The sequence below is a fragment of the Flammeovirga yaeyamensis genome (assembly GCF_018736045.1).
Taxonomy (GTDB): Bacteria; Bacteroidota; Bacteroidia; order Cytophagales; family Flammeovirgaceae; genus Flammeovirga; species Flammeovirga yaeyamensis.
Window position 1 is genome coordinate 1610093 of record NZ_CP076133.1, and the last position, 14772, is coordinate 1624864.

At 33.2% G+C, this 14772-nt stretch carries 12 protein-coding genes; 3 read left to right on the plus strand and 9 right to left on the minus strand.

Going from position 1 to position 14772, the window contains the following annotated elements:
• Positions 1 to 39 precede the first annotated feature (39 nt).
• The 7 genes from KMW28_RS26240 to KMW28_RS26270 all read right to left on the minus strand — a co-directional run bounded on the left by KMW28_RS26240 (position 40) and on the right by KMW28_RS26270 (position 9090).
• Positions 40 to 2307, minus strand: a complete 2268-nt coding sequence (locus KMW28_RS26240; RefSeq protein ID WP_169663860.1) for a GH92 family glycosyl hydrolase — start codon at positions 2305 to 2307, stop codon at positions 40 to 42.
• Between the two features lie 87 nt (positions 2308 to 2394).
• On the minus strand, positions 2395 to 4644 hold the full coding sequence (locus tag KMW28_RS26245) for a GH92 family glycosyl hydrolase (RefSeq protein ID WP_169663861.1): 2250 nt from the start codon (positions 4642 to 4644) through the stop codon (positions 2395 to 2397).
• A gap of 218 nt (positions 4645 to 4862) precedes the next feature.
• Positions 4863 to 5705, minus strand: a complete 843-nt coding sequence (locus KMW28_RS26250; protein ID WP_169663862.1) for an SDR family oxidoreductase — start codon at positions 5703 to 5705, stop codon at positions 4863 to 4865.
• Positions 5706 to 5855: 150 nt separating this feature from the next.
• Complete coding sequence (locus tag KMW28_RS26255; protein WP_169663863.1) at positions 5856 to 7373, minus strand: T9SS type A sorting domain-containing protein; 1518 nt, start codon at positions 7371 to 7373, stop codon at positions 5856 to 5858.
• A 178-nt stretch (positions 7374 to 7551) separates the two neighbouring features.
• Positions 7552 to 7872 (minus strand): type II toxin-antitoxin system PemK/MazF family toxin, encoded by a 321-nt coding sequence (locus KMW28_RS26260; protein ID WP_169663864.1) that lies wholly within the window; start codon positions 7870 to 7872, stop codon positions 7552 to 7554.
• A complete protein-coding gene (locus KMW28_RS26265) occupies positions 7866 to 8108 on the minus strand; it encodes an AbrB/MazE/SpoVT family DNA-binding domain-containing protein (protein WP_169663865.1) in 243 nt (80 codons plus the stop codon). The genes KMW28_RS26260 and KMW28_RS26265 overlap by 7 nt, the downstream gene beginning before the upstream one ends.
• Before the next feature lie 106 nt (positions 8109 to 8214).
• Positions 8215 to 9090, minus strand: a complete 876-nt coding sequence (locus tag KMW28_RS26270) for a DUF808 domain-containing protein (RefSeq protein WP_169663866.1) — start codon at positions 9088 to 9090, stop codon at positions 8215 to 8217.
• Positions 9091 to 9154: 64 nt separating this feature from the next.
• Here KMW28_RS26270 and KMW28_RS26275 point away from each other — a divergent pair, with 64 nt between their 5' ends.
• Together KMW28_RS26275 and KMW28_RS26280 are read left to right on the plus strand one after the other, a co-directional pair.
• Entirely contained in the window at positions 9155 to 9976 is an 822-nt protein-coding gene (locus KMW28_RS26275; RefSeq protein ID WP_169663867.1) for an alpha/beta hydrolase, read from the plus strand.
• Between the two features lie 123 nt (positions 9977 to 10099).
• Positions 10100 to 10660 carry a DUF695 domain-containing protein gene (locus KMW28_RS26280; protein WP_169663868.1) on the plus strand — a complete coding sequence of 187 codons (561 nt, stop codon included), beginning with the start codon at positions 10100 to 10102 and terminating at the stop codon, positions 10658 to 10660.
• Positions 10661 to 10692: 32 nt separating this feature from the next.
• Here the strand turns inward: KMW28_RS26280 and KMW28_RS26285 are convergent, their stop codons facing one another.
• A complete protein-coding gene (locus tag KMW28_RS26285; protein ID WP_169663869.1) occupies positions 10693 to 12888 on the minus strand; it encodes a sulfatase-like hydrolase/transferase in 2196 nt (731 codons plus the stop codon).
• Positions 12889 to 12962: 74 nt separating this feature from the next.
• Here KMW28_RS26285 and KMW28_RS26290 point away from each other — a divergent pair, with 74 nt between their 5' ends.
• The gene (locus KMW28_RS26290; RefSeq protein WP_169663870.1) at positions 12963 to 13595 is read left to right on the plus strand and encodes a class I SAM-dependent methyltransferase; all 633 of its coding nucleotides are present in this window, start codon (positions 12963 to 12965) and stop codon (positions 13593 to 13595) included.
• A 61-nt stretch (positions 13596 to 13656) separates the two neighbouring features.
• Here the strand turns inward: KMW28_RS26290 and KMW28_RS26295 are convergent, their stop codons facing one another.
• Positions 13657 to 14769, minus strand: a complete 1113-nt coding sequence (locus KMW28_RS26295) for a DNA alkylation repair protein (RefSeq protein WP_169663871.1) — start codon at positions 14767 to 14769, stop codon at positions 13657 to 13659.
• Positions 14770 to 14772: the final 3 nt, after the last annotated feature.

Here is a 14772-nt window from a genome sequence, read left to right on the forward strand (position 1 = left end):
CCTAGAAAAAATCTAGGGTTTATATATATAAATTGTTGTTTAGTTAAGTAGTTTAGAAGGGTTCGCTCCCCATTCTGTGTTTGGCTTATCGCCCATGACAAAATGAAGTGTTCCACCATCTTCTATTTGTGATTGTGTAATAAATGCGTCTTTTATTTCTTTACCATTTAAGGTGACTGATTGTACATATACATTTTTCTCAGATTGATTCTCTGCTATAACTTTTAAAGTATTCCCGTTCGCTAGCTTCATAGAAACTTCATCGAATAATGGAGAACCAATAACATATCTTTCGTCTCCAGGACATACCGGATAGAAGCCCATTGCTGAGAAAATGTACCAAGCTGACATCTGACCACAGTCTTCGTTATTGATCATTCCATCAGGTTTATCAGAATACATTTCTTCCATTAAACGACGAATCATTGCCTGTGACTTCCAAGGTTGACCAACATAATTATATAAATATGGGTTAGCATGACCTGGCTCGTCGCCATGAGCGTATCCACCCACAAAACCAGAGATGTCAACGTGTTCCTCACCTTTCATGTTTAATTCTTCTGTGAATAGTTTATCCAAATCTTTTTGGAAGGCTGCTTGCCCTCCTTTTAACTCGATAAAATCTTTCATTGCATGAGGTACAAAATACTCATATGCCCAAAGGTTACCAGAAATCCAGTGTTTTTGCAACGGCTCCCATTCGTCCATGGCAATATCACCGAACCATTCTCCATTGGCTTTCTTAGGCCAGAACATATTTCTTTCTGGGTTGAAAAGGTTTTTATAATTTTCAGAGCGTTTCATGTACTCTTTGTATTTCTTTTCATCACCTTGCTTTTTTGCCAACTGAGCAATTACCCAATCTTCATAAGCATATTCTAGTGTTTTAGATACGTTCTTTGGAATTTCAGCAGGTACATAACCTAATTTGATATACTCATCCAAACCACCGTCTCCATCAGAACTAGAGATTTTATTGGTATGTGCGATATCATCCATAGCGGCTAGCGCCATCTTTTCATCAATATTACCTGTTTTTTTGATAATCGCATCATAAATTACCGGTACAGAAGGATAACCAATCATACATGTATTATCCACTCCACAAAGCTCCCAAAGAGGTAAATGATCTTTTGCATCTGAGTAACGACTGATTAATGAATTAGCAAAATCAGTAGAATAATTTGGTGCCAAGAAACTAATCAATGGTTTTGTGGCTCTAAACGTATCCCATACAGAGAAAGAAGAATAGTTGGTAAACCCTTCTGCTTTCATTGTTTTACCTAAAGCAACATATTGTCCATCAACATCCATCGATAAGTTTGGAGCAATGAAGTTATGATATACACCAGTATAGAAAATTTTCTTTTGCTCTTCAGTTCCACCTTTTACTTCGAACTTGTCCAATACTTCTGTCCATTCGTTTTTCGCATTCGCTAAAGCTTGATCAAAAGATTGTTGACCTTCTGAAGCTAAGTTCTTTCTAGCACCTTCTACAGATACAGCCGAAATAGCCACTTTCAATTCGATTTGCTCACCTTCAACTGTTTTGAAGTTCGCAAAACCAACTACATTCTTTCCTTCCTCTGAAGAAGTTTTTGTTCTTTCTTGATCTTTATAAATATTGAAAGAATCAAAAGGTCTAGATAATTTAGCTACAAAGTAAACGTGTCTATTACCTCCCCATCCGTTCGACTGACAAAAGCCTTCGATTTCAGTTGGTGATACTACCGTGATGGATGTATTTAATACTTGCTCAAAAATCTTATTTGTTGGATCAAATACAATGTGAGATTCCATTGATTCTGGGAAAGTATATTTGTGGAAACCTACTCTTTTACCCGTTGTCAATTCTGCATTTACATTGTAGTCGGTTAATTTCACTTGATAATAACCCGGAGTAGCCGTTTCATCATCATGAGAAAATCTTGATCTCCAACCTTCATCAGGATTTTCTTTGCTACCCGCTTGAGGTTTGATCTCTCCTGTTGTAGGCATGATGGCAATATCACCTAAACCAGACCAACCTGTTCCACTTAAGTGTGTATGGCTAAATCCTTTCAAGTTGGTATCAGAATAATGATATCCTGAACACCAATTCCATCCAGTATTATCCCCATCAGGTGATAATTGAATCATAGAGAATGGTGTTGTTGCTCCTGGGAACGTATGGACGATGCCACCTGTTCCTATAAATGGATCAACGTAATCAATGGCTTCTTTTTCAGCTGACTTTTGTGTTGGCTTTTCTTGGCATCCGATGAATAATACGGATAAAAGTCCAACGATATATTTAATGTTTTTCATATTTTTATCTCTGATGGTTTTGGGGACGTTGCAGTGCAACGTCCGTACAAAAAATACCTTACATGTCCCTTTAATTATAACCTAGGATTAGTAGGTGATGATTTCGAGGGTTTTGGCTGCAACAAGATCTTTGTGAGAGATGAAATACCCTTTGAGTGTTTTACCATCCACTTTAATTGATTTGATCTTGTTCGTTTTTCCTCCTGTTTTCTTAATCACTAATTGATCATTATCCCAGAATTTTTTATCTAAATGAATCGTTACTTCATCAAATTCTGGAACGGTGATAGTATAATGAGGAACTGCTGGAGCGTCCGGGTAAATACCCATCATTGAGAATACTACCCATGCAGACATAGTACCTGTATCGTCATTACCTGCAATACCATCTGGTTTAGTAGTAAAATATTTCTTTCTTAATTCGTGTACTCTTTCTGTCGCTCTATGTTCTTGACCTTTGATATAGTTATAAATAAAAGGATAGTTCATATCCGGTTCGTTAGCCATATCAAATTGGTCTGTATCAAAGATTTCGTCTAAACGATTAATGAACACTTTCTTACTACCGAATGACTTGATTAAACCTGGCATGTCTTGAGCTACCATCAAATTATATTGGTAAGCATTACCTTCGGCATACCCAACGTTGTGAGTGAAGTTAGCTCCAGCATTTGGATCAAAATCAGCATACCATGAACCATCAGCATATCTTGGTCTTAAGAACTTTGTATCTGGATCTAAAAGCTTTTTATAACCGTCTGCTCTTTCAGAAAACTCTTTGTATTTATCGTCTTTACCTAATGCTTTGGCGAATTGTGCGATACCAAAATCAGCTACATAATACTCTTGAGAGGTAGATACTGATGCCCAAAGCTTGTCTTCCAATTCATCATCCACTGGAACATAATTATGTTTGATGTAAGAATCGATACATGGACGAACTGGGTTGCCACCTTCTACTGGATAAGCCGATTTCATGATGGCTTCAAATGCCTTATTTTCATCAAATTGATCCAAACCTCTTAGATAAGTATCTGCCACAACAATTGCTGCAGGATCACCTACCATAGTAAATGTTTCGGTGCCATTTAATTCCCATTTAGGTAACCATCCTGTTTCATCATAAATATCCAACATGGTATTCACCATATTCAACTGCTGTTCAGGATAAGCTAAAGTCATTAATTGATGAAGGTTTCTATAAGTATCCCATAACGAGAATACAGTATATCTATCTCCATCGGTATGTTTTGTTCTTCTTGTTTTTGCTTCCGGATATTCACCATTGATATCACTCATAATGTTAGGGTGAATCATCGTGTGATATAATGCCGTGTAGAAAACCGTTTTTTCATCGTCTGTACCACCATCAACCTCGATAGTTGATAACACATCATTCCATCTTTCTTTTGCTCTTTTTGCCACTTCATCAAATGGAACATTAGAGATTTCAGCTTCCAAGTTTTTTCTAGCGTTTTCGATACTCACATAAGAGATACCTACTTTTACCTCTAATTCTGTTGGTTCAGCAAAATCATAAGAGAATATTGTTCCTAGAGAGTCGCCTATAATAGGGTAATACGCATCTTCGATAATTCTTTGCTGACCGTTGTATGCTTCCATCCAAGCAGCTTCAGGACCATCGTTGTATTTATGTTGTTGCCATACGGCTGTTTTATCTGCTTTCTTATTTACCTTCATCACGAAGTAAACTGGATAGATCGTTTTCGGATTGTTATAACAAAACGACCCAACCATTCTCATTCCTTCAATCTCTTGATTGTTTACCACTTTTACCATCGCACCGCTTTCGTTGGAAAGCGCTTGACCAAGGTTTAACAATAAATTTGCCTTACCAGCAGGGAATGAAAATTTAGAAATACCTGCTCTTTGAGTAGCAGTTACCTTAGCGTCTACGTTGTATTTATCAATATGTGCTTCGTACAATCCAGCTTGTGCTTTCTGATCTGAAAGCGAAGAACCGTATTGTAATGGATGAATATTTACATCACCTGTTGTAGGCATTACAATTACAGCTCCTAAATCCGGACACCCAACACCACTTAAATTAACGTGAGAAAATCCGGTGAAAAATGTATTGGTGTATTCATATACTTGAGAAAGCCAACCGCTATCTTTTTCGAAGCTAGTATCTCCTCCAGAAGTATTGAATGGAACCACAGACACCATACCTCTTGGAGCAATTGCTCCTGGATTTGTTGCACCGTAATTCGTCGTTCCGATAAATGGGTTTACGTATTTAGTATAATCTTGTGCTTGTGCTGAAAAAGCAAACAAGCAGGCAACCACAAAAGAGTAGAATTTCCTCAAGTTCATTTCTATTTAATTTTCAATCGGTTACAGTTGTAGTACTCTGAGTATTATTTATTTAACTAATTTAAAACTCAGTATAGTAATTCTTTTCGTATTTATGTCGAGCAATAAGGGTAAAACACTCACTTAATCAAAGTAGCTTAACAACTATTTGCGTGAAAAAAACTTAAAACACAACATTCTACTGAATTCTACTCATTTTTGATTAATTATAATTGGTCTTACTTAATACTTTCAATCATTTCTACTAAAGAAATATGTGGTCTTCCTGTTACTTCCTCAAACTGACTATCTCCATCAAATGCACCTTTGTTGATGCCCTCATAGATCCCTCCAATAACAGAACCCAAGAAATCACCTAAAGCTTTGATTCTCGCATTTGTATAATCTTCTACCGAAACAGCTTCATAATCCAATTGAAGATCAAATACTTTATTTAATCCATCAGCCAATTCCTTTTGAGTAATTTTTGGTCCATATAAATTTACCGTTTTGCCATTGAATTCTTCTTTAATAGCTAAATTGAAATATGCTTCAGCTAATTCGGCTCTAGTTGTATAACCACATTTTCCTTCACCTGCTGAATTTACTATTTTACCCTCATTTTTATACGTTTCAATATATTCTACATCCGGTTCAATATAAATACCATTTCTACCGATTGCCCATTGCATTCCCGAGTTTCTAATGTCCTCTTCAGTTTGTCTATTACTTGAGACAACAGGGCTAAAACCTGTCCCCTTTTCAAACCCCATAATACTCGTGTAGACAATTTTTTTCACTCCATTCTCTTTGGCTGCCTCTATTACATTTCTATGTTGACCAATTCTTTTGTCGGGGTGATCCATTCCTGATATCAGGATCAATACATCAACTCCTTTTAAGGCTTCTAAAAATTGTTCTTTACTGTTGTAATCTCCTTTTCTTATTTCAACTTCTAGGAAAGCCGCTTTTTCGGGTGTTCTAGCAAATCCAATAATATTAGCATTGTCGGTTACTGTTTTTAGGTGTTTGATAATGGATGAACCAAGGTTTCCACTTGCTGTAGTAACTGCAAATTTCATTTAATTAATTGTTTAGTGGTTGATTGATAATTTAAGTTAATCAAATGATAATAAAACAAGTAATTATTTCAACTATATTTTCTGATAAAAATTAAGGGTACCTTATCAGATGATAAGGTACCCTCCTATTTATTTTGCTTTCATCAATTTCTAATTCTTTAGAAATGATGATTTATAAAAATCATTTGTTGTATGATTCATCAAAGAAAGAAAATATAATCCAGAAGTTAGATTAGATACATTGATCATTTTATTGTCAGTATCAAATTGATTCTGTTTAACTATTTGACCTACAATAGAACGAATTTCAAAATCGTAAATACCTGCTATGATACCCTCCAAATACAATGATTGATCTACGGGATTGGGGTATACATTTAATAAAGATGAAGATGTTTTTCCAACTGATGTAGGAGTTTCACCATCACCTGGAACTTCAGGTTCTGAAGGCTCCTCTGGTTCTGGTTCCGGCTCTTCTGGCTCAACAGGTTGCTCTGGAATTTCATCCGTCAAAACAATGCCTTCATTATCCGAATCATCGACGATAATCGATTTATCTTTGCTTTCGAAACGGCGAAGGTACATCCAGAATTTACCACCTGATCTTGTTAAAGTATGACATATACCCCAAGATACTCCTGTAACAGGCGATTTATCATCTGTAACTGGGCGATACAATCCTGCTGCCTCTGGATAATCAGAAGAGTAATCTTGTAACACAAAATCGTTTACTTTTCCTTTAATTTCAAAGTTCACCCCATCTTCTGCGTACTGAACAGTACCGTATTCTGGACCATCTTGATGCAACATTAATGCCACTCCATTTTCAGAATTCCAAACACAAACTTCATGTCCTGTATTCGTAATTGGATTTTGTGGTGACTTCACATAAGGACCAGTAGGATTATCTGCAATAGCGACACCCCATTTCACTTGTTTGTTCAGTCCCCATACACCAACACCACAAATAGGTTCTTCAGATCCTTCACCTTTATAATACAGGTAGAATTTATTGTTAAAATGAAGAATACAAGGATCATGAACAGCATTGTCATCAAAGAAAGGTCCATCTGCATCTGTTGTAGGAGCTACTAATGGTTCAGGTACTTTTGTCCATGGTCCATCAGGAGAATCGGCATATGCCATGGCGATAGTATTCTTATCATAGATTCCTTCAAGATCTTTGGCGGCTTGATATACTAAATAGAATTTCTTCTCGTGATAAAAAATTTCTGTAGTAAATGCCGATCGATGATCAAATGAACCTTCTGGACCACGACCAACCGCTAAACCTTGTTCCTCCCAAGTCCATCCATCAGTAGAAGTTGCATAATATAAATCGTTGTAATCCCAAGGGGCTTCCTTGCCTGGTGCATCAGTTAGACTGTAGGAGTACCATACATAATACTTCCCTTCTACTTTAATGACTGAGCTAGGGTCTCGTCTGGTATAATAATTATTTGGTGCTAAATCACCTTGAAGATCATAACGATTAAAAGCAATATTCCATTCTGGATTGTTTGGAATGTTCACATCACAATTTCCATTCTGTGCATATTGTTCTAAACGAAGCGTCGCACTACTTTTTGTAGAAGCTGTTTTTTTATTTTGAGCATAAGTAATATTACACATCAAAAAAGTCAAGAATAAGAGCGGTAATAATTTCATTTAATAATTCTATTTCAAAGAAGTCTGCTGAGTTTATAAAAAAAGTATGAAACAAAATTAGAGAATAAGTGATGATTAATTGTTATGTATTTTGATTAGAAGTGGATGAATTTGGTGTTGTCTAGTTTTTTGTGAGTGGTTTGGGGTGTTTATTTTGAATATGTTGTCTGAAATTATATTAATCCACCAACATACTCTTTAATATCTTTTTGATTTCGGATATTTCATTATTAGATATCATATCAAATTTCTTAACTATTCTAGATTGATCAATAGTTCGAATTTGATCAAGGCATATCATTCCCTCACGTCCATTATGTGATGACCTAACTCTAAATGGGTAATTTTTAGTATTAGATGTCATTGGAGCTATGATGACTCTTTGAATATTATTATTCATTTCACTAGGTGATATAATAACGCATGGCCTAGTTTTTTTAATTTCTGTACCCTGAGTTGGATCTAAATTTACAAGTACAATTCTATATTGTTCTACCATTCTTCATTTTGTTCATCATCAAAAAAATCGTCAATTAATGGCTCTTCAGCATTATCTTCTGATAATGATTTAAAGGCCTCAGACCAACCCTCTCTAGGTGAAGTTATAGGTGTAATAACTATAGAATCTTCTTTTAAAATTAATTCTACTTTATCTGAAATATTATATTTCTCTAAAATAGTCTTACTTAATCTAATACCCTTAGAGTTTCCTACTTGTATAATCTTTGCTTCCATATCAATTGCATTACTGTAATTACAAAGTTATTACATTTTGTAAACTTTTAAAAATCAGACAAATAATTAAAGTAAATGACTCTATTAAATATCAAGTTCAATTTATTTATACGGCTTTCCTCTTCACAGTACTTTCCACCACTTTCACTATAATCAATGCAACAGCTCCTACCACACTACCTACTAAAAACTCAGCTACAATTGAAGGTACAGCATGCAATGCATCGTGTATTTGATGAATGTTATGTACAAAAATTCCACCTGCAACCAACAACATGGCTAAAGTACCTATTACCGATAAACTTTTAATTACCCAAGGAAGAGCATTGACCAATAATAACCCAAATTTTGATACCAGGTTATCCTTTCCATCAGTTGACTCAATTAATTTTATACCAAAGTCATCCATTCTTACAATGATTGCTACTAAACCATACACACCTAAGGTCGCAATTACTGCGGCTAAAGATACTGAGGCAATTTGTACTGAAATATCTTCATCAATTACAGCACTTAAGGCTACAATTACAATTTCGACAGATAGAATAAAATCTACGATAATAGCGGATTTAATTTTCTGTTTTTCGTGAGCTACTTGCTCTTCTTCAGATCGATTCATTTTAGCTTCTGCCGCTTTTGCATGTCCACTATCAAAGAAGTAATGATACACCTTTTCTGCTCCTTCGAAAGCCAAGTAAATTCCTCCCAATACTAATATGGGAACGATAGACCAAGGTAAAAAGGCACTTAGTAAAAAAGCTAAAGGAAGAATGATCAATTTATTAATAAATGACCCTTTACAGATAGCCCATAACACAGGGATCTCTCTAGAAGACTTAAATCCAGAGGCTTTCTCTGCCGTAACGGCCAAATCATCCCCTAATATCCCACCTGCTTTTTGTGTAGCCACTTTGGTAGTTACCGCCACATCGTCCATGATCACCGCAATGTCGTCGAGTAATGCAAAAAATCCAGAAGCCATAGTTTTAAAGTTTGTTTTACAATGAATAGAAGTTAAATTTATATCACAAAATTCAATTTGACAAATGAAAAAACTTTCTTCGCTATTTACACTACTTTTTCTATCGTTTTTCACTTTTGCTCAAGATCAGATTTCGTTATCATCTTATGACAAGAATTCAATTAAATCCACTTATTTGAATGAAACACGTGATTATTGGGTCAGTCTTCCTTTAAATTATAATGACTCCACAAAATATCCTGTTATTTATGTGCTTGATGCTGAATGGAGGTTTGAATTAATCAATAAAATTGTCTTTGATCAAGGAGCAAATAAAATTATTCAACCTTCTATAGTGGTAGGTATCCCTCATATTGATTGGGAAAAGAAAAGAGGGGTCGATCTCACATTTAGTCAATCTAGAATTGAATATGATGGAGAAGCAGTTGACTCTACATGGTACAATACTGAGAATTCTGGAGGAGCTTTAAAATTCTATAACTATCTGATAAAAGAATTAATGGTTAATGTGGGTAATAGATATTCTGTCAATGAACATCAAACACTTATTGGACACTCCTATGGCGGTTATTTTGGAGGCTATATTCTTTCTATGGATCATCCATATGATGTACTTCATATTTATGACCCTTCTATATGGTTTAGTGATGGTGAAGTGACTAAAAAATTCACTTCATATAAAAGGTCAAATAATGTAAAAGTGTACCTCACTTATCAACCTATTCCTGAGTTTCACAAATCTAAAATTGAGGAGTTTATCAAAGAATTAAAAAAGGATGATAACATTCTACTAGATGTTCAATTTTATAAAAATGAAACGCATAATTCCCTCTTTCTAGATAGTTTCTATAGGGGAATTAAAATCACCAATAAATTTGATGAATAAATAAAAAAAAAACACAACTAAAATTGTTGGTTATCGTTATCATCTGTACGAAAATCAAGACCTTATTTAATCTGTGGTTCTCTTTCGTTTTAAATCATTTACGGTTCTATAAAATATATGCAGATGGGACTAATGAATTTTATTTTTGGTAAACCTAAAAAGCAAGCAACTACTACTAAAACAACTTATGTTTACCAAGCTGATTGGGAGTCTTATTTCTTAATCGGCACTAACCCGGAAAAGGGTATTTATGTAGATTTGGGGTTAAAAAAAGTAGCTCCTTTATTACATCAAGAAAACATGCTTAAGATCTCTATAGAGATGTTATCACCAAAAGCCAACGGTTTAGCATCACAAAGAGAAAATGAAACTCTATTTGAAATAGAGGAAAGTCTATCAGAAGAGTTATGGCAACTTTATGATATCACTTATGCAGGTCGATTAACTGAAAATGGTGAAAGGCACTTCTATTTCTATGTAGACACATATTTTAGAATTGAAGAACGGATTAATGAAATTATGAGTGAATATGGAAATTATAACTATAGTACAGAGATCCAAAATGACCCATTATGGAGAAACTATTTTGGCATATTATTTCCAACAGATCAACAGTATTCTATAATTCTAAATAAGAGATTAAATGATGCTATCTCAAAGTTAGATTCCTTAATTAAACTCTAATCATAAATAGACTATTCTTATAGATGGATAGTCTATTTTTTTTCAAAATTATAATCATCTACAATTAATGCTTTAACATCATCCATATGATATTTCACAAAATAATCTACATCATAAGATGATAAGTCAAGACCGTAATAAATGGGTTGTAAACCTAAAGAACTAAAATAGTTTACAGTATTGTTTTCATCGACTGTATTGTTGTATTCTATTGTATAAAATTCGATTCCTATATTAACATATTTCTTAATCTCAGCCTCATCCATCTCTTTTAATAATTCTACTCTAGGTATTACAGCATTTAAATTTAATTGAATAGCTTCGTTTAAAGCTGTTTTATCATAAACCTGCATCATTAAGCGGTCTTTATCAATGAATTGTTTAGAAAAATGAATAGGCGAATTTATTCTATCAGTTAATAATATAGCATCGGGGTGTTCAGAAAACCAATCATTAATTAATCGAATATCTAAAACTGAGTATTTACCGTATAGCTTTGCTGTCATAAATTCAGAATGATTGACAATACTATCACTTTTTTTGTTAGTCATATGATGAAATGCACCCCATGATTGTGCTCCAATGAAATAATCATCCAAAGTAGATAATATATCTAATTCAAATATTCTAAATCCTTTATTATAACTACTATTTAAAGCTTCTAAGCTATTTGTATTTGATCTTCCGTCAATAACTCCACCTGCTTGAGCAATAAATTTAGACCTATCTTTTTTATACTTAAAGTAGTTTTTTGATATAGCCTTCGCATCAAACTGTTCAACTCTTGGATTTAATATTCCTTTTGAATTAATTTCAGTGAGTTCATAAATATGTTCACGAATATATTGTTCTTTATTACCCTCAATAAAATCAGTTAAAAATGTTAGGTTATGATCTATTCCTGCTGCAGACAGAATTATTTTTGGCAAATCTAACTGATACAATTCTTGATGATCAAACTCTGAAAGATCTTCGTTAGAGATCATAAATAATCCTCTTTCACCAGTACCTTGATAAATGCCAGGATCACCCATTTTTTTATGATCTGGAAAAATGAAGATACTTGTATTTTCTAGTAAATTATTCTGCTCTAAATATTTTATAAAATCATTCAATAAATAATCTAATGAGGCAATAGAATACTCCATTTTACTCAATTCTTTAGGAACATAATCTTTCATGCGGGCATCATAAATCCCATCGGGAAAATGAGTATCTGTAGTAGAAATAATTACTGCATATGGATTTTTTAACTTGGATAATCTATTAATTTCATCTTTTGCTTCATCAAATACATCTTTATCTTTTAAGCCAAACCATGACTTTGTTCCCTTATCAGTAGTGTTGGTATAATCAATTACTTTGTCAATTTTAAAACATCTCAACATTTCTGAAATCCCAGAAATATTAGCACTTCCTATTAGATAGGAGCTATTGTAATTAGATTTAGAAAAAACATTACCTATACTTGATATATTAGAATGATATGCATTTTGAAAAATACCATTTTTTTCAGTTCCAAAAAATGCAGGAAAACCCGTCATAAAAGTATATAATGAACCGCTCGTCCAAGAACTACCTGTATTCTGTTGAATCTTTAAGTAATTCCATTCATTTTTTAGAGAATGTAGATTTTTAGCAATCGGGTTAAATTGATCTGAAAATATACCTCTTTCTATTGATTCCAAAGAGATGATGATTACATTTTTTCCAGCTTTTGCTTCTACTTTATCTGCAGGTATATAATCAGAAAGATGATATTTTTTTAAAGCATCATTAAAATTAGAATCATCATAAAAAAATACAATCTGACTTAATGTTTTAGTATCCTCAATGAACTTCCCCTGCCCTATCAAAACACCTAGGCTCACAAATAGAACTAATGCTTTTGACACTTTATGTTTATCAAAAATGCGATTTGCATGATAAAAAAGAACAGAAATAGTTATAAAAAATAAACTACTTAGAATGATTTGTTTCCAAAACAAACCTCCAACCCCAATTAATCCTTTAATTTCGCAATGAAGATAAAACTGATAACCAATAAATCTTTGGGTAGCATACAAAGAAAAAAACTGTAGTGTTAATATTGAACTACTAGTTATTGACCAAATTACTTTAAGAGACTTATTTTTTATAAATGATGATAAAATAAAAAAGGATAAAATCATCAAAAGAAATAAAACTGTATTGGTTCTGCCACCTAAATGATTTATTAAATCAATCATAAAAAAATCGTTCACAAAAAAATTTATTATATAAATTTATAGTAATTCTTTTATATTCCTAAAACCCAAGATAAATGAGTATCGAAAAAGCCTATAATATTTGGTCAAAACAATACGACACAAATAATAATAAAACTCGAGATTTAGATAAAATTGTTACCCAAAAGAAGTTATCAAAATATTCTTTTGAAACTGTTTTAGAATTAGGTTGTGGCACAGGTAAGAATACTGAGTGGCTAATTAAAAATGCTACAGAAATAACTGCATTTGATTTCTCTGAAGAGATGTTGGCTGTTGCTAAAGAAAAAGTAAAAGATCAGAAAGTTACCTTTAATAAAGTAGATTTAAATCAAGAATGGCCAGTAGCTGATAACTACGCTGACTTGATTACCACTAATCTTGTATTAGAACATATCAAAGACCTAGATCATATTTTTAAATTAGCCTCAGAAAAAATTAAAAAAGATGGTCTTTTTTTTATCTGTGAGTTACATCCTTTTAAACAATATAGTGGTACTAAAGCAAGATATGAAACAGAAAAAGGTACTGAAGAATTAGAGGTATATACTCATCATATTTCAGAGTTTATATTTTATACTAAAAAGCATCATTTTCAATTAATCGAATTGGATGAATGGTTTGATGATGATGATAAAACAGTTCTTCCTAGATTAGTTTCTTTTGTATTACAATATACAAAGGTTTAATTTATCCCAAATTATATGTGTGGACGTAGCAGTGCTACGTCCGTACAATACGAAAAATATTTCATCTTAATTGAAATGATTTTTTCTGCATTTCTTTCCCATTGATAATGATACTCACGAAATGTTCTCCTGCATAAAAAGTCCTTGTTGTAATCACTTTAAACGATTGATTTCTTTTGATGAACAAGTTGGTTTTACCATCCATTTCTTTCTCTGAAATCTTAAAGACTTTTCGATTATGATTACCGTTTTTCTTTAAATAATAAATGCCATATTCTAATCTCACTTTACCCTGTGTTTCATTTAAATGATCGAGTTCAAAATGAAATGTCAAGGCTTCACCAATTTTTACATTTTCTGTAATGACATCAAAATTCGATATTTTAAAATAATTCGGTGAAGAATAACCAAAAATCCCCATTACATCTGATCTACCCTCTTTCAAAAGAGTACGGCAGGCATGTTTTACAATCCAATCTGTTTCAGCTGATTTACCTATCCAATTGTTTGCAATATCAATTACCCACTCAGGATGATCTTTAGATATATCATTCAAATTATTAGCTACACTCCTTCTTACATATTCTGATGAATCGTTCTTTAGTGTTTCTAATAATTTTTTTAAAGGATTGGGGTTCTTTTTATACGCCTGTAGCGCAATACCCCAAGGTAGTCTTGGTCTTGAACCTTCTGATGCCAGCCTTCTTACATGTTCGTCTTCATCATTTGCCCATTTAAGCGCCACCGACATCATTTCTTTTGGATATCGAATAAAAAATGGTCGAACACCAAACTCACAAGAAATTAAAGGAGTAATTTTTTTAAATGCTATCACACTGTCTTCAAAGAAATCAATTCCTTGTTTTTCAATAATATCTGGAAGAAATAAGAGTGCTAAGGTTCCATTTTTAAATTGATAGATATTATGATCAATAAAATAGTCTCCCATATCCATCACTTGTTGAGCACAAATTTTAAAATCCTCTGATAAATAAGTGATGATAATATCAGTAACATGAGATGTACGTTGCTTCAGTTCTTTATTGTCCCATTCCTTATCAAAAACTTTAGAAAGAAACTTATCTTTTGAAAAATCAATTGTAACGCTATCTACTGCATCAGCAATTAATTCTACTAGCGCTTTAGAAAAAATATTTTTGAGTAAATCTGCCATGGG